The 16,155-nt window shown below is 66.2% G+C and carries 17 protein-coding genes and 2 pseudogenes; 11 read left to right on the top strand and 8 right to left on the bottom strand.

Annotation, left to right across the window (positions count from 1 at the left end; translation table 11 throughout):
- The first annotated feature begins 109 nt into the window (after positions 1–109).
- Positions 110–718 (top strand): TetR/AcrR family transcriptional regulator, encoded by a 609-nt coding sequence (locus tag A5771_RS17055; protein ID WP_064856372.1) that lies wholly within the window; start codon positions 110–112, stop codon positions 716–718.
- 46 nt (positions 719–764) lie between these two features.
- Entirely contained in the window at positions 765–977 is a 213-nt protein-coding gene (locus A5771_RS17060; RefSeq protein ID WP_064856373.1) for a TOBE domain-containing protein, read from the top strand.
- A gap of 16 nt (positions 978–993) precedes the next feature.
- Here A5771_RS17060 and A5771_RS17065 read toward each other — a convergent pair.
- Together A5771_RS17065 and A5771_RS17070 are read right to left on the bottom strand one after the other, a co-directional pair.
- A pseudogene (locus A5771_RS17065) lies at positions 994–2,093 on the bottom strand (fatty acid desaturase family protein).
- A gap of 15 nt (positions 2,094–2,108) precedes the next feature.
- Positions 2,109–3,158, bottom strand: a complete 1,050-nt coding sequence (locus A5771_RS17070; protein ID WP_064856374.1) for a ferredoxin reductase — start codon at positions 3,156–3,158, stop codon at positions 2,109–2,111.
- 70 nt (positions 3,159–3,228) lie between these two features.
- Between A5771_RS17070 and A5771_RS17075 the strand changes: the two genes are divergently transcribed.
- The 5 genes from A5771_RS17075 to A5771_RS17095 all read left to right on the top strand — a co-directional run bounded on the left by A5771_RS17075 (position 3,229) and on the right by A5771_RS17095 (position 9,095).
- The gene (locus A5771_RS17075) at positions 3,229–3,936 is read left to right on the top strand and encodes a TetR family transcriptional regulator (RefSeq protein ID WP_064856375.1); all 708 of its coding nucleotides are present in this window, start codon (positions 3,229–3,231) and stop codon (positions 3,934–3,936) included.
- A gap of 243 nt (positions 3,937–4,179) precedes the next feature.
- Positions 4,180–4,911 (top strand): hypothetical protein, encoded by a 732-nt coding sequence (locus A5771_RS17080; protein ID WP_064856376.1) that lies wholly within the window; start codon positions 4,180–4,182, stop codon positions 4,909–4,911.
- A gap of 153 nt (positions 4,912–5,064) precedes the next feature.
- Positions 5,065–6,471: an alkaline phosphatase family protein gene (locus A5771_RS17085; protein ID WP_064856377.1), complete on the top strand. Its 1,407-nt coding sequence runs from the start codon at positions 5,065–5,067 to the stop codon at positions 6,469–6,471.
- A gap of 3 nt (positions 6,472–6,474) precedes the next feature.
- Positions 6,475–7,935, top strand: a complete 1,461-nt coding sequence (locus A5771_RS17090; RefSeq protein ID WP_064856378.1) for an alkaline phosphatase family protein — start codon at positions 6,475–6,477, stop codon at positions 7,933–7,935.
- 41 nt (positions 7,936–7,976) lie between these two features.
- The gene (locus A5771_RS17095) at positions 7,977–9,095 is read left to right on the top strand and encodes a nitronate monooxygenase (protein ID WP_064856379.1); all 1,119 of its coding nucleotides are present in this window, start codon (positions 7,977–7,979) and stop codon (positions 9,093–9,095) included.
- Positions 9,096–9,098: 3 nt separating this feature from the next.
- Here the strand turns inward: A5771_RS17095 and A5771_RS17100 are convergent, their stop codons facing one another.
- Complete coding sequence (locus A5771_RS17100) at positions 9,099–9,710, bottom strand: GNAT family N-acetyltransferase (protein ID WP_064856380.1); 612 nt, start codon at positions 9,708–9,710, stop codon at positions 9,099–9,101.
- A gap of 54 nt (positions 9,711–9,764) precedes the next feature.
- Here A5771_RS17100 and A5771_RS17105 point away from each other — a divergent pair, with 54 nt between their 5' ends.
- A complete protein-coding gene (locus tag A5771_RS17105) occupies positions 9,765–10,721 on the top strand; it encodes a dipeptidase (RefSeq protein WP_064856381.1) in 957 nt (318 codons plus the stop codon).
- Here the strand turns inward: A5771_RS17105 and A5771_RS17110 are convergent.
- Entirely contained in the window at positions 10,718–11,635 is a 918-nt protein-coding gene (locus A5771_RS17110) for an alpha/beta fold hydrolase (protein ID WP_064856382.1), read from the bottom strand. The two genes, A5771_RS17105 and A5771_RS17110, sit on opposite strands and share 4 nt — an antisense overlap.
- Before the next feature lie 56 nt (positions 11,636–11,691).
- Between A5771_RS17110 and A5771_RS17115 the strand changes: the two genes are divergently transcribed.
- A complete protein-coding gene (locus A5771_RS17115) occupies positions 11,692–12,045 on the top strand; it encodes a VOC family protein (RefSeq protein WP_064856383.1) in 354 nt (117 codons plus the stop codon).
- 5 nt (positions 12,046–12,050) lie between these two features.
- On the opposite strand, the gene A5771_RS17120 is transcribed toward A5771_RS17115, so the two are convergent.
- From A5771_RS17120 to A5771_RS24685, 3 genes and pseudogenes are all read right to left on the bottom strand, one after another.
- On the bottom strand, positions 12,051–12,473 hold the full coding sequence (locus A5771_RS17120; RefSeq protein ID WP_131808930.1) for a hypothetical protein: 423 nt from the start codon (positions 12,471–12,473) through the stop codon (positions 12,051–12,053).
- A gap of 64 nt (positions 12,474–12,537) precedes the next feature.
- Entirely contained in the window at positions 12,538–13,332 is a 795-nt protein-coding gene (locus A5771_RS17125) for a hypothetical protein (RefSeq protein ID WP_165612859.1), read from the bottom strand.
- 58 nt (positions 13,333–13,390) lie between these two features.
- Positions 13,391–13,573: pseudogene (locus A5771_RS24685) on the bottom strand (DUF4226 domain-containing protein); the annotation flags it as partial.
- Positions 13,574–13,869: 296 nt separating this feature from the next.
- On the opposite strand from A5771_RS24685, the gene A5771_RS17130 reads away from it, so the two are divergent.
- The gene (locus A5771_RS17130) at positions 13,870–14,262 is read left to right on the top strand and encodes a hypothetical protein (protein ID WP_234783092.1); all 393 of its coding nucleotides are present in this window, start codon (positions 13,870–13,872) and stop codon (positions 14,260–14,262) included.
- A gap of 301 nt (positions 14,263–14,563) precedes the next feature.
- Here the strand turns inward: A5771_RS17130 and A5771_RS23110 are convergent, their stop codons facing one another.
- Positions 14,564–15,046: a hypothetical protein gene (locus tag A5771_RS23110; protein WP_131808931.1), complete on the bottom strand. Its 483-nt coding sequence runs from the start codon at positions 15,044–15,046 to the stop codon at positions 14,564–14,566.
- A gap of 880 nt (positions 15,047–15,926) precedes the next feature.
- Between A5771_RS23110 and A5771_RS23615 the strand changes: the two genes are divergently transcribed.
- On the top strand, positions 15,927–16,155 hold a 229-nt coding region (locus tag A5771_RS23615), incomplete at its 3' end, for a hypothetical protein (protein WP_207545467.1).

The raw sequence follows: 16,155 nt of genomic DNA on the forward strand, positions 1-16,155 counted from the left end.
CTCCTGGGGCGACCGGTGGTACCGAGGCGTACCAAACGCTTGCCGGACACGGTACCCTTACGTACCAGCGGCTGGCAAGGGTTCGCGGGCGCGGCAGAGAGGCACGGCGATGACGACACTGGTGGCCGACGGCGAGGCGGCAGGCACCGCCGACCCGTTCCGGCGTCGGCTGCTCGACGGGCTGGCCGAGGCGATCACCGAGCGCGGCTACCGGGCCAGCACCATCGCCGACATCGTGCGCGCCGCGCGCACCTCCAAGCGCACCTTCTACGACCGCTTCGCCAGCAAGGAGGAGTGCTTCCTGGAGCTGTTGCGCGCCGACAACGAGGCGCTGGCCCAGCGGATTCGCGGCGCGGTCGATCCGCATGCCGATTGGCAAGGCCAGATCCGGCAGGCGGTGCAGGCCTACGTCGCTCAGATCCGGGCCCGGCCGGCCATCACGCTGAGCTGGATCCGGGAGTTGCCGTCGCTGGGCGAGGTGGCCCGACCGGCCCAGCGGCGCGGCCTGGAGCAGATGACCAACCTGCTGGTCGAGCTCAGCGGCAGTCCGGGATTCCGCCGCGCCGACCTGCCACGACTGAGCCCGGCGCTGGCGGTGATCCTGCTGGGTGGCCTGCGGGAGCTGACTGCACTGGCGGTGGAAGATGGCACCGACATCGGTGCCATCGTCGAGCCCGCCGTCGACGCGTCAATTGCCCTGCTTGGACCACGGCGCTGAACTACGGTTGGCCCATCAGGCGCATTGGAGAATCCGGAGGACCGCCATGCAACTCTCAACGCGCAACCAACTCACCGGGACCATCTCCGACCTGGACGTCGGGGCGGTGATGGCCGTGGTCAAGATCCGTCTGGACGGCGGCGACCAGGTGATCACCTCGTCGGTCACCCGCGACGCCGCCCTGGACCTCGACCTCAAGGTCGGTCAGCCGGCAACGGTGTTCATCAAATCGACCGAGGTCACCATCGGCGTCGAGTAGCCGCCGTCAATGCTTCTCAGTTCCAGGGCAGCGCCAGCTTGCAGATCTTGCGCACTACGCTGCCGAACTGCTTGAGCAGTGGGCCGCTGTTGTACGGGACGCCGTAGCGCTCGCAGATCTCGCGCACCCGCGGGGCGATCTCGGCGTAGCGGTGCGCCGGCAGGTCCGGGAACAGGTGGTGCTCCACCTGGAAGGACAGGTTGCCGGTCAGGATGTGGAACCACTTGCCGCCGGTCAGGTTCGCCGACCCGAGAATCTGGCGGTAGTACCACATGCCGCGTGACTCATTCTCGGTCTCCTCGACGGTGAATTCCTGAGTGCCGTCGGGAAGTGCCCGCAGAAGATGATGGTGTAGGCCCACACGTTGCGCATCAGGTTGGCGGTCAGGTTGCCGGCGAACACCAACGGCGCGAACGGGCCGGCCAACAGCGGGAAGGCCACGTAGTCCTTGAGGGTCTGGCGCCGGACCTTCTGCCAGGTCTCCCGCAGCATCTCGCGTTTGTCGGCGAGCCCGATCTCGCCGGTTCGGATGCGTTCGGCCTCCAACTCGTGCACCGCCACCCCGTACTGGAACAACACCATCAGCAGGAAGGCATACAGCGGGTTGCCCAGGAAGTAGGGTTCCCAGGGCTGCTTGTCGCTCATCCGCAGGATGCCGTAGCCGACGTCGCGGTCCATCCCGACGATGTTGGTGTGGGTGTGGTGCATGTAGTTGTGCGAGTGCCGCCACTGGTCGGCCGGGCAGGCGGTGTCCCACTCGAAGTGCTTGCCGTACAACGCCGGTTCGCCCATCCAGTCGTACTGGCCGTGCATGACGTTGTGGCCGATCTCCATGTTGTCGAGGATCTTCGACAACCCCAGCATGACGGTGCCGGCCAGCCAGGCCGGCGGGACGATGCTGAAGAACAGCAGGGCGCGCCCACCGACCTCCAGCGTGCGTTGGGCCTTGATGATCCGGTGGATGTAATCGGCGTCGCGTTCGCCGAGGTCGTCGAGCACACCCTGGCGGATGGCGTCGAGTTCGGCGCCGAAGGCATCGAGGTTGAGCGGAAGGTCTGAGCGGGTGAGCGCCTGCGGCTGCTCGGTCTGCGGGCGCTCGAGGACTGACTGTGTCATGGTTGGCTCCTTGGGTTAGAGGTCGATGTCGACGTCGCCGACGGGCACCGACACACAGATCTGGATGTCTTCGCTCTCGGCGGTCGAGAGCGCTCCGGTGATCAGGTTTCGCACCGTGCCGCCGGTTTTGCGACAGGTGCAGCTGTGGCAGATGCCCATCCGGCATCCGCTGGCCGGCTGCAGGCCGGCTGCTTCGGCCTGTTCCAGCAGTGGCCGGCCGTCGTCGACCACCGAGATGGTGCTGCCGAGGAAGGTGACCTGGCCCCCGGAGGGGTCGGCCGAGAGTTCCGGCGGCACGAAGCTCTCCGAGATGGCGTCGGGCCGCTGCTCGCGCACGGCCGCCACCAGCGCCGGCGGGCCGCACACGTACACCGCGTCCGGTTCCGGGGTGGCCGCGGCCAGGTGCTCGGCGTCGAAATAGCCCTGCAGGTCACCGGCTTCGGGTGCCCGGGTGTAGCCGTGCAGCACCTTCACCCGCGGCATCGCGGCGAGTTCCTCGCGGTAGCAGGCCTCCTCGGGGGTGCGGGCATAGTGGATGAATGTCACCCGGCCGGAATAGCGTTCGGCGATCAGCGTGCGCAGCATCGACATCACCGGGGTGATTCCGCTGCCACCGGAGATCAGCAGGATGCGCCGCGGCCGGATCGCCGGCAGCACGAAGTCGCCGCCGACTTTGTCCAGCCCGACGATCATGCCGGGTCGGGCGTTGCGGTACAGGTGCTCGGAGATCAGGCCGGACTCGTGGCGCCCGATGGTGAGTTCGAGGAGCCGCTGCCCTTCGGCGCTGGCCGGCGAGTAGCACCGGGTGCGCCGGCGCCCGTCGACGTCGACGGACAGGTTGACGTGTTGGCCGGCCTTGAAGCCACCGAACGCGTCGTTGGGTTCCAACAGCAGGGTCACGCTGCGCGGCGTGGCGCGCCGAACGGCGACCACCCGGGCCCGGGCATCGTTGCGCGTCCAGGTCGGCGACACCAGTTCGGTGTAGCGGTCGACCCCGTGGGGGCCGGTGAGCAGGTCGACCAGGCTGGAGCCCAATACCCGCCGTGTCAACGTTTGAGTGAACATATGTACACAGTGAACAATCGTTCACGGCCCGTCAAGGGATATCGCGCCTTTGTGTTACGCTTCACAGTCAGTGAACAGTCGTACGCCGAATTCACGGTCGGGTCGAACGAGGCCGCCGCGCCCACCCCGTGCCGAGCACCCACCCCGGCCCGAAAGACCGGAGCGGCCCTCGCGCGAGGAACGCAAGGAAGCCACCCGCCGCGCCATCATCAGCGCGGCGCTGACCCTGCTCGACGAACGCAGCTTCAGCGCCCTGAGCCTGCGCGAGGTGACGCGGGCGGCCAACATCGTGCCGGCCGCCTTCTACCGGCACTTCGAGTCGATGGACGCATTGGGCCTGGTGCTCATCGACGAGTCGTTTGGGGCGCTGCGCGAGACGCTGCGCGACGCCCGCGGCGGCGGGGTCGATCCCAGCCGGATCATCGAGTCCTCGGTCGAAGTGCTGATCGACAGCGTCGCCTCCCGCCACGAATACTGGCGGTTCATCAACCGGGAACGCTTCAGCGGAATGACGGTGCTGCGCTACGCGATTCGCACCGAGATCAAGTTGATCACCTCCGAGTTGGCCACCGACCTGGCCCGCTTCCCGGCGTTGAACGGGTGGAGCACCGAAGACCTGAACATCCTGGCGGGCCTGTTCGTCAACGCGATGACTGTCACCGCCGAGGCCATCGAGGAGGCCCCGGACGCCGAGACACTGGCCGAGATCAAGCACGTTGCCGTCAAACAACTTCGGATGATCGCTCTGGCTGCCGGGGGCTGGCGCAGCAAGCCCTGAGCGGTGCACGTGGCGTGTGCGGATCTGGGCGTTTTGGGCCGCACGGCACCCTGGTGTCGGTGTCCGGCGACACCTTCGCCGATACGCTCTATAGCAACAATTCGTCCAGCGGAAAGGCGCTCGAAATATCGGTCGGTTTCGCTATCCGGAGGTTCTTCCCATCGCTGCGACGGGTGCGAACGCGTTAGGCTCCTGGACGTTCGGACACGTGGGCGGAATCATCGGCAATCTTGCGTGTCTCCCGTGAAATTCTGGGCGGCACTGGCCTTTTTGGGCTTGGCTGTTGGCATCCCGAGCCTGTTGGGCTTGGTCTGGACGGTTATTTCGATCTCACGACACCACTACCTGACTTCTGCCGTAGCTCTCGGGTTTGCCATCTTTGGCTTCGGGCTGCTCGTACCCATCGTTCTGGCGAAGACCGGAAGGGCAAAGGTACGCGGCGACTACGGTGCTGACGGAACCCTGGTTCGGCCGGATCGCAGGATCGACACGATCTCCCAGGTAACCGCATTTGCGCAGGTTCTGGCCATGAGCCTGTACGTGATTTTCGCTCCCCTCGGCAGGGTCGACATTCCGGTACCCCAAGGGATGCGTCCCTACTTCCTCTTCATCTGCGGCGCGGGAGCCCTATGGGGTCTGCCAAGTCTCTGGGCAATGCTCCGCCACGGCGGCATGAGCTACCTCCGGTTGACCGGGAAAGGGTTTGAGATCTGGCAAGGGTTGACATCGCGTTGCGATCCATGGAGCGACGTGAGCGGCGTCGCGGCGGCCGCGCCCGGCCGGCCCTGGCCGATGCGAGGCACCCTTTTCCTGTTGGGGTCCGATGGAAAGTCCTCCCCTTCGCTTGTGGTGGATTCCTTCACGCCGGGCGGGCACGCGCTGCGGGAATGGGTGCGGTTCTACTGGGAGCACCCCGAGCACCGGGCGGAACTGACCGACTTCCGTGCTTTGGAGCGCCTCCGCAACCTGACGTGAGCCGAATGGACCGCCCTCGACCGCAGCCGCCGACCGAATCCTCAGTAACTTCCAGGCCAAATGATCGGAATGCGAGAGAAAGCTGAGTTTTTCCTGGGTGACTGCTACTGTCGCCGCCAACTGGTCCCACAACTTCGGCGACGGGAATCGATCGTGACAACAATCAAGCAGGTCCTGTGTGGTGCGGCGGTCGCCGGCCTGGTTGCCGGAACGGGCTCGGTGGTCGGGTCGCAGACCGGGCTGTCCGCGCTGGCCGCCGACTGGATGCTCACCGCCGAGCACGTGCTGCTGATCGGCGTCGACGGCGTGAACCTCTCCAAGATCCTGGAGTACGCCTACAACGACGACAGCGGCTTCAAGCTCGCAATGGACCAGGGCATCACCGGGGCCGCCACCGAGGTCAACCACACCACGATCTCCGGACCGTCGTGGTCGACGATCCTCACCGGGGTGTGGGACAACAAGCACGGGGTAATCAACAACCTGTTCCGGCCCGAGCCGTACGACAAATGGCCGTCGGTGTTCAACCTGATCGAGTACCACAAGCCGGAGATCGACACCACGATCATCAGCAACTGGCACTACCTCAACGAGCTGGCCGGCGCGGGCGGGTATGCGGCCGACAACAACGTCTTCGTCCCGACAGAGGGTAGCCCGGCCGACTCCGACGAGCTGGTCACCGCGCTCACCATCGCACAGATCATGGCGACCCAGAACAACCCCGACGACATCTCAAGCTTCTTGTTCTCCTACCAGTCGCAGGCCGATACAGCCGGACACTCGTTCGGTGGCGGGTCGGAGGAATACTCGCAGGCAGTAATCAATCTCGGCGCCAACATCAAGGAGATCCTGGCCGCGATAGCCGCGGTCAAGGCGATCACCGGCGACGACTGGTCGATCATGCTCACCACCGACCACGGCCACCAGCAGTCGCTGGGCTTCGGTCACGGCTTCCAGTCGCCCAACGAGACAACGCAATTCGTCATCTTCGATCAAGCCGGAAATGACGCGACGGACGGCAGCCAGAGCCTGAACTACTCCATTGCCGATATCACGCCGACGATTCTGTCGCTATTCGGCATCCCGTTGCGGTCAGACTTCGACGGCGTCTCGCTGGTGGACGACCCGGCCGTGCTGGACGGCATTGTCACGCCCGTCGACCTCAAGCAGGCACTGACCGACGCGATCGCGATGTTCGGCTACCCCAACATCGGCAACGACATCGAACTGGCCATCCGCACGGTGATCGCCAGCATCCCCTACTTCCTCGACAAGGGGATCCTCGAAATCGACAAGTTCCTGCAGTCGATCGTCGATCAGGACATCTTTTTGCTCAGCGAGCTGGCCCAGGGAGCCCAGTGGGTGGTTAACACCGTCGGTGGCGCGGTGGTGGACGTGACCAACTCGCTGGCCCTCGGTGTCGGGTACTTGACCGGTGCGGGAGTCATCGCGCCGACCGACGCGCCGCTGCCGCTGCCGGGAAGCGCCGACTTCAGCCTCCCCGACTTCCACGACACCGATCTGCCCTTGCTGCTCGACGTCGATGCCCTGCTGGGCTGATTCATGACAACGCTCAAGCAGTTTCTCTGCGGCGCAACCGTTGCCGGCCTGGTCGCCGGAACGGGGGCGGCGATCGGGGCGCAGCCGGGACTGTCCACGCTGAGCGCCGAGTGGATGCTTGCCGCCGAACACGTGCTGCTGCTCGGCACCGACGGGACCAACCTGGACAAGATCCTGGAGTATGCCTACAGCGACGACAGCGGCTTCAAGATGCTGATGGACCGCGGCGTCACCGCCGCCACCAGCATCATCGGTCACCAGACGATGTCCACTCCGTCGTGGTCGACGATCCTGACCGGGGTGTGGGACGACAAGCACGGCGTGGTCAGCAACGTCTACCGCCCCGAGCCGTACACGACCTGGCCGTCGGTGTTCAACCTGATCGAGTACAACAAACCGGAGATCGACACCACCGTCATCTCCGGCCGGGGCCTGTTCACCGAGATGGCCTCCACCGGTGGCTATCCCGCCGACAACATCATCGCTATCTCCGGCGGCTCGACGTCGGCGGAGATGGATGCGCTGGCCACCGAAGCGACCGTCGCCAAGATTCTGAGCACCACGGAGAACCCGGACCTTTCGACCTTCATATTCGCCTACCAGTCGCAGGTCGACCACGCCGGACATTCGTTCAGCGGCGGGTCGGAAGAGTACGCCCAAGCCGTCATCAATGTCGGGGCCAACTTCAAACAGATTCTGGAGGCGGTCGCCCAGGCCGAGACGGCCACCGGCGACCGCTGGACGATCATCGCCGTCACCGACCACGGCCATCAGCAGACCGTGACCCTGCCGGGTTTCAGCCTCGGCCACGGCTTCCAGACACCCAATGAGACGTCGAGTTTCATCATGTTCTCGCTGGCCGGAAATGATGCGCAGGCCGGCGGCCAGAACCTGAGCTATCAGACCGTCGACATCACGCCGACGATCTTGCAGGCCTTCGGGATCCCGATGCGCTCGGACTTCGACGGCACCCCGATGCAGAGCGACCCGGAGATCTTGAACGGCTTCATCATGCCGGTCGACCTCAAGCAGTCCCTCACCGATGCGATCCATAGCTTCGGCTACCCGAACATCGGCACCGACATCATGCTGAGCATCCGCGCGCTGGCCGGCGGCGCCGGCTTCTTCCTCGAAAGTTACGTCTTGCCGCCGATCCTCAACTACCTGCAGACGATCATCGACCAGGACATCTTCCTGATCAGCGGGCTGGCCGAGGGCGCCCAGTGGATGCTCAAGACCGTCGGTGGGGTCGCGGCCGACGTGCTCACAGATGTGGGCAGAGCGGTCGCCTACCTGACCGGGGCCGGCGTCATCCCGCCAAACGACGACCCGCTTCCGCCGCCGGGAAGTGCCGAGTTCACCGGCTCGCTGGAGGCCTTGTTGGCCGGCCACACTTTTGCTGCCCCCGACCTGGGAGACGCCGACTCCCCGCTGCTGCTCGACGTCGACGCATTGGTGGGCTGATACTTCTCCGCACGACCAGTGTGCAACGAAGGAGCGGCGACGTGAAGACCCCCATCTGCGAGCAATACGGCATCGACTTCCCGCTGTTCGCCTTCAGCCACTGCCGCGATGTGGTCGCCGCGGTGACGAACGCGGGCGGCTTCGGCGTGCTCGGCGGTGCCGCCTACACCCCGGAGCAGCTGGATCAGGAACTGAGCTGGATCGACGAGCAGGTGAAGGGAAAGCCGTACGGCATCGACATCATCGTGCCCGCCAAATTCGAGGGCAAGGGCGAGGATCTGTCCGGGCGCCAACTGTCCGAGCGGATCCCGGACGACTACCGAGCCTTTATCGCAGAGTTGTTGGCGCAGCACGACATCGAGCCCGACCAGACTCCGCGGCTGGGATCGGCCATGCTGACTGGTAGCTCGGGAGAACAGCTGCTTGAGGTTGCCGTCGCCCATCCCATTCGCCTGATGGCCAATGCGCTCGGCGTGCCACCGGACTACATGATCCAGTCCGGAAAAGACCACGACATCCCGGTCGCGGCCCTGGTCGGCGCCAAGGAACACGCCCTCAAGCAGGTCGCGTGCGGTGTCGACCTGATCGTGGCGCAGGGCACCGAGGCCGGTGGCCACTGCGGCGAAGTCTCCACGCTGGTACTGGTTCCCGAAGTCATCGAGGCCATCGACGACGCGGTGCCCGTGCTCGCCGCCGGCGGGATCGTGACGGGTCGGCAGATGGCAGCCTGCGTGGCCCTGGGTGCGGCCGGAGCATGGACCGGTTCGGTGTGGCTGACCACCGAGGAAGCCGAAACCGCCCCGCACACCGTGCAGAAAATGCTTGCAGCCACTTCGCGAGACACTATTCGCTCCACCGGGCGCACCGGGAAACCGGCTCGCCAACTGGTCTCGGAGTGGACGGATGCGTGGCGCCCCAACGAGAAAGGGCACCCCACGTTGCCGCTGCCGCTGCAGTCCATGCTGGCCGAACCGGTACTTCGCCGCGTCGATATGTTGGCGGCGTCCGGGCACCCGGGAGCGCAAGCGCTGGCCACCTATTTCGTCGGCCAAGGCGTGGGCCTGATGAACAAAGTGCGGCCGGCGCGCGATGTGGTGTTCGAGTTCGTGGAGGATTACCTCACGGCCGCCGAACGGCTCGGCGACTCCGTTCGCGACTGAGTGCTACGGCCTCTGGGGCGCGCGCCACATCTTCCACAGCGTCGGCCCGCCGCCCGGCAAGGTGATCTCCCCGATCACCTGAAAGCCGAAACGCTCGTAGTACGGCACGTTTTCGAGCTTGCTGGACTCCAGATACGCCGGGGCGTACTCGGCATCGCAGCGCTCCAGTCGGGATCGCATCACGGCCTGCCCGAACCCGCGCCCACGCACCAAGGGGTCGCTGCCGATCACCGCCAGATACCAGTGCGGCTCTTCAGGATGGTTGGCCTCCAACAGATCCGAGATCGCCCGCCCGCGGGCGAGATGCCGACCGAACGACCAGATCAGTGCCGGCACCATCCGCAGCTGCGACGCCTTCGACTGCTTCCACTGGTTGGGCGGATCCCACAGCGCCGCCGCCCCGACGGTCGTGCCGTCACATGCCACCTCGACTCCGCCGCCGCCCAGGTGGTGGTAGCGGGTCGACGTGGCGAAGAACTTCGACAGCTGTGCGGTGCGGCGGTCATCGTCGGGCAGCATCCACACCGATACCGGATCGTCATAGAACGCGCGCCCCAACGTCGCAGCAAGCGGTGAGATATCGGGTTTGCGCGCGGGCCGCACCTCAATAGCCATTCGGCCAGATTAATGCGTCGCATCCGCGCGTCCTACAGAGCAAGATCAGGCCCTATGAGCACCCTGCTGTGGGATCAGCACACCTGCCTGCCGCTGCGTGAGGGCACGGACGTGGCTCCGCTGAACCGCTACCAGACAGCCGGCGGCGCGGTGCTGTCGGTGAACGCGGGCTATGCCCCGCAGCGGTTCGCCGACACCCTGGCGCTGCTGCGGCATTTTCACCGCGCAATCGAGGCCCGCCCGGGCCTGGCGGTGGCGGCCGGCCTGGCCGATGTCGAGGCGATCACCGGCGCCGGCGGCATCGCGGTGGTGTTCGACCTGGAGGACGCCAATCCCCTCGATGACGAGCTGGACAATCTGGCCGTGCTGGTCGAGCACGGGGTGCGCACCTTGCTGCCTACCTACAATCACGCCAACCGGGCCGGCCACGGCTGCCTGGACGCCAACGACGGTGGGCTCACCGGGTGGGGCCGCGCGATCGTCGCCGAAATGAACCGCGTCGGCATGGTTCCCGACGGCTCGCACTGCAGCGTCCGCACCGGGCTTGATTTGTGCGACGTCTCGACCGGCCCGGTTGTCTACAGCCACTCCTGCATGCGTGCGATCTGGGATCACCCGCGCAATATCACCGACGATCAGGCCCGGGCATGCGCGGCCACCGGTGGCGTCGTCGGGATTACCGGAGTGGGAATCTTCCTGGGCCCCAACACTCCAACCCTTGAGGCGATGACGCGCCACCTGGAGTACGCGGTCGAGCTGGTGGGCGTCGAACATGTCGGGGTCAGCACCGATTTCTCGTTCGATCACACCGAGATCACCGAGGAGATGGCCGCCAACCCGCAGTTGTTCGACGCCAGCTACACCCGCTGGGGCCCCATCCAGTGGATGCCGCCGGAGACTTGGCTGCGGTTAGGCGAGCACTTGTCGGCGCGCGGCTGGGCCGACACCGATATCGCCGCGGTGTTGGGTGGCAACTTCCACCGGGTGGCCCGACAGGCCTGGGGTGCTTAATGCACTTTGTCGAAATCCCTGGCCACGTCCAGGAATTCTGTGGGCTTTTCCACCATCGGGCTGTGTCCTGATCCGGCGATGACGACCGGGTCCAGACCCGCCGCGCGGTAGCGGTCCACGTTAGCCTCGGTCGGGGTGAGCACATCACGGTCGCCCCACAGCACCAGCACCGGCTTGCCCAGCCCGGCCAACCGGTCGGCGACTGCCCGCTGTTCGTTGATCCGGCCGGCCGTCTTGGCATCGCACAATGCGTTGTGGGTCATGCGTTTCAGCGACCGGTAGGCCAGCTCGGGGATCGGGAAGCCCGCGGCGAACCCGGTTTGCAGCGAAGACTTGTCTATGGCGTCGACACTTCGGAACCGGTCCAGGGCGGCACCGAGCACCGGCCAGCACACCGCGTTGCCCAGTGGGGGCAGCGCGCTCATCCCCAGCGCCGCAGGGGTGTCGGAGACCATCACCCGCTCCACCAGCCCCGGTGCGCTCTCGGCCAGCGCGGTGGCCACCCATCCGCCCATCGAATGTCCGATCACGACCGCGTGCCGCACGCCGAGGGCGTCGAGCGCCTGACGTACCGCGGTCGCCTGCGCTTCGGCGCTGTAGGCCGCCGGATCGCGCGGGGCTTCGGAACCACCGTGGCCCACCAGATCGACCGCGATCACCCGGTTGCCCTGCGCCAGCGCCGGCGCCACCGCCTCCCACCACTGGATCGACGCCGTATACCCGTGCAGCAGGACGATGGCGCGCTCACCACCCGCGCCGTATTCGCGGATGTTCAAGTCCGGCCCGGGCAGCTCGAGCACCCGCCCACCGGCGAACGGTTCGGCGGCCCGTGTGATGCGATCGGTTACCACAGCGTTGACCAGCAAAGCCACGAGGACGACCGTGATGATTCCAGCGGCAAGGCGTTTACCCATCCGCAGACGGTATCTCGGGCTTAGCCTGGACCGAGAGCGAACCACAGGAGGCCCCAGTGAGCGACCACGACATTCGCATGATCGTCTTGTCCACCGACGACCTGGACGAATCGATCAAGTTCTACAGCGAAACCCTGGGCATGGCGTTGAAGTTTCGCGACGGCGCGCACTTCGCCGCCCTCGACGGCGGATCGGTGACCCTGGCACTGGCGACCGCAGTCGATCACCCGATCCACGGCCAGGTCGTGGTCGGCATCAAGACCGATGACGTCGACGGCGCCGCGAAGGCCATCGAAGCCAGCGGCGGCGGAATCGTAAAGGGTCCCTACGACGATGCGCACGAGCGTCGCGCGGTGGTGTACGACAACAAGGGCAACGGGCTGGTGTTTTATAAGCCGCTGGGGCGGTAGGGGGCTTAGTGCCGGGGCGCAAATGCCTCGGGGCAGGCCGCCCGCAACTTGTCGGCGGTCAGAAAGATCTGATCACCGGCATTTTGAATGCGCTCGGCTTCCTCGGGTGAATCTTGTAGCGAGGACTCTCGGGCGTCGCCTTGGATGATCTGGGCCAGCAGGGCGAAGCCGTCCGCCCAGCTGTTCAAGTCGTCTCTGATCACCGGATCGGAAACCGATTGCGCTGCGGCGCGAGCCTTCTCGCTCAGCGCAGCGGTGCCGTCGACTTCGGCGAGCGGGTCGTTGTCGTCTCGGGCTAGTGCATCCATCGAGTTTTCCGAATCCACCCGCCACAGCCGGGCCAGCTGCGCCACCACAGCACAGTCGTCGGCGCTGGCGGCGGGTGACGCGCGGTGCTGTCGCACCGCCCAGGCCATACCCAACGTCACGCAGGCAACCGCGACGAGTCCCGTGGTTGCCAGCGTCCAGGCTCGGTACCGACTCGTTGTCATGTCAGCGGCCCGAAACCACCCGCGGCGTGCTCGCAGGCATCTGGAAAGCACCGCCGACCGGGGTGGGCAACGACAGCGAGAGCCGCGGATTGTGGACCTGCAGCTGGTATATGTCTTTGACGTCGATCGGATTCCACTTGTTCATACCCCACGGTTTCAAGCCATAGCCCTCGGCGTCATTGTGCGGCACCAAAGCACGTACGTGCTCCGCCTCGAAGTCGTAATCGATCCACTTCGCTTGATACCACTTGCCGTCACGCTGCACCCACCGCACATGGCCTGGCGCACCGTTGAATCCCTCGCCGACCACTCGAAAGCGGTAAGCCTCCTGCAGGGTCCAGGCTGGCTGCACGCCCCAGCCGTTGGGCTGCGGTGCCACCACCTCTTCCAGGCCCGAACTGGCTCCGGTCACCGGCGTCACATCGCGATGCCATGGCGTGGGCGCCGCAATCGGCCCCATGGGCGGCCCACCACCGGGTCCACTTTGATACGGCGTTTGGCCGTCGATATCCCAATAGCCGCCGCCCGGCGCCGAGTCGGTGGGCGGCGGCGGATCCCACGGGTATTGCCACGGCTGGTCGTGATCGTCACCAACCGCCCGTGCAATGTCGCCAGGATCTGCTTCGTCATCGCCAGGCCGGTCGGAGTCATCGGCCGGCACCCTTGGCGGCGCCGAGGGCAGATCGCCGCCGATAGCGTAAGACCCACTGAGCCTTTGCAGCGCTTCGACCCGGGCGTGGCCATCGGCGAAGACGTCGGCGACAACCTTGTGGATTTGTCGGGTTTTGTGGACCAAGAAATTGCTGAAACTGGCGAGCTCCCGCCGGGGTTCCGAGTCCCCGCCACGTGGCGGCCGCCTGCTTGATCTCAACTTCGATGGCGTCGAGGCGCTGCCGCGAGTGGCGCTTGTTCTGGACGGCACCGCGCAGCACCGACTCAAACTCGCTGTCCGCCGCCGTCGATACCGCCAGTCGCTGGACAAGTTGCGCTTCGCGGTCCCGCGCTGCATCGGCAAAAGCCCCGAGCACCTCCGCCACCCCGCAAAGGTAACTGCCGCGCTCCGCAGCAGCAATTCAGATTTGCTGGGATTGGTGAGCCGACGCGATACTTCTCCCTTAAGTTGAGCAGCGGGTCCTACCCCCTGTGTCACCCCTAATGTCGTGCCGCCATAAGTCTCCCGGTAGCGGTCACCGGAGACGCCGATGTAAGCGAAGAACCGGTGTTCGGGTCTACCATCCGCAATGTGACCATGCCACCGCCGCCCTGGCCAGCACCGCCCGCGGATCGAAAGCCCTCTCGGTCTTCAGCAGTATTTGGGGTCATCGCTGTCTTCTTGGCCGCCGCCGCGTTGATCGTGGCAATCATCGCATTGACCCGGACCGACGCAACCCCGACCTACTCGGAAGCTCAAAGGTCTGAGGCGCAAGCACGGCTATGCGACCGGTACAAACTGGCCGCCCAGGCGGTGCATCTCGAAACGACGGGACCTGATGGCGATGTAGCGCTCGCACGGATCGCGAACACTAACGGTGCGCTGATACTCGCGACAGCTGCCTCAGATCCCGCCTTAGAAGTCAAGTTCCGCGATGCCGCTCAAGCGTTGGCGACCTCCTACCAGACCGTGACAGCGATGGGCACCATGGGAAAATCGGATCCTCAGTTCGTGGCAGCAATCGACGATTCGAACGCCAAGTATCAGGTAATGCGGGACTTGTGCGGTGACTGATCTACCGCCCGGCGAGTGGTCTCTGCTGCTGGTGGGGGCGTGGTGGCCCGCGCCACCGAGCGAGCCGACCGCTGGCAAGACCTACTGGTCTGACCACGCTGACGTCAAGAAGCGTGAGGCCGAGCACGTCCAAAATCAACGCACACAATTCGGATCTCGAAACCACGGCCGCACCGCCGAAGACATGCTGGAGCGCTTCCGGGTCGGAAAGGAACGCTTGCTCGACGCCCAAGAGCACTGTCGCGCGAAGAGTAACGCCAGTCGCGCTGTGGCCGACGCGGTGACCGAGCTTCGCAGTCGGTTAACCGGCATCGCCTCGCAGGGCAACCAAGCGATCAGAGACATTCTCAAGAAAAACGAGCCCGAGACCGCGAAGCTCACCGAGGTAATCAACGCGATCAACAACGCTAACGACGAGGCGGCCGCCGCCGGGATGGCTGCCAGCAATGCGATAATTGATGCAACCCAGCAGATGTTCACCAAAATGGGTGTCGATGCTGGGGCGCGCGAGTGGCTCGAAAAGAATGGGGCTAATTTCGAGGCACCGCCGCGCCGGCCACCGCTGACCGCCGATGAGATGGTCGCCACAGCGGCTGGTGTTGAAATCACCGATGGGCAGGCTGGCAACGACGGACTTCCGTTCCCCTTTGGAAACGGCCAGCCGGGAGCAGGCCAGGCTCAGCCGGATGGCGGCGGAACGTCCGATGACAACACCACAGTCGGACAAGCGGGCGCTGCTGATACGCAAGGCGACACCAGCGGACAGGGCGGCGCCGGCGGTCAAGGGACCACAGTCGGAACAGCAGGCGCCGATAGCGGACAGGGCAGCGCCAGCCGAGAAGGAAGCCACGGCGGTCAAGGAGCCGTCGGCGGAGGGCAAGGCAGCGTAGTCGGGGGAACGGGCACCGGCAACGGGCACGGAAGGGCCGGGGGCCAAGGCAACACAGCCGGAGGCCAAGGCACGGCCGGAGGAGGCCAAGGCAACACAGCCGGAGGCCAAGGCACGGCCGGAGGAGGCCAAGGCAACACAGCCGGAGGCCAAGGCAACACAGCCGGAGGCCAAGGCACCGGAATGGTCCCACCCCCCGCTGGCGGACCGACCCAAGCCCTCGGGGGCAGCGGAGGCCCTGGGCTAGGCGGCATCCCGGGCGGCGCACCAGCGAGTAGCGGGATGTCACCCCTAACGTCCTCCATGCCAGGGCTTAGCGGTGGAGGCAGCGGTACTCCCGCTGCAGCGGCTGGCCTGCCCGGTGGCGGTCCAACGCAGACATTCGCCTCGGGAATGCCCGGTGGTCCCGCAGGACCGGGCGGGCCGACGTCCCCACTGCACGGCGGGATGGAGGGCTCTGGGCTTTCCCAGTCGTCGGCTCCACAAGTTCCGCCATCCCCGTCGTCAACGCCGATGGCGGGCGGCATGCTCGGCAACCTGAGCCATCTGGCCGGCTCCACCCCGGAAGTCGCTCCCACAGCTCACACCGCGAGCGCGACGGCCGCGACGCCCACCCCAGCGCCACCGCCCATGTCTGCCGGGCCGACCCCAGTGTCATCGGCACCCATCAGCGCGGGCCCGGCCGCACCCTCGGGTCCGTTGCCCGGCTACGGGGCGGATCTGCGCCCGGCAGCCGGCGCAGCCCCGGGAGTGCCCGCAGCCATACCGCCGGCCATTGCCGCGCCCGACTGCCCGCCGGGACCGGCAGTCGGTCTTCCCGGTGCTGAACGATCGCCTGAGGAGGCCACCGTGGTTCCACCCGAAGCTGGGGCGGTGGGGCCACCAGGCGCCGACGGCGATGTCGGCGCCGCAGGCCCACCACCAGCCGCTGCGGGCACTCCCGGGGCTGCGCCGGCTGCCGGGCGCAGATCCGCCCCGTAGCCGGGCAACGGACCCGGGGGCGC

The organism is Mycolicibacter sinensis, from assembly GCF_001667375.1.
GTDB classification, from domain to species: Bacteria; Actinomycetota; Actinomycetes; order Mycobacteriales; family Mycobacteriaceae; genus Mycobacterium; species Mycobacterium sinense_A.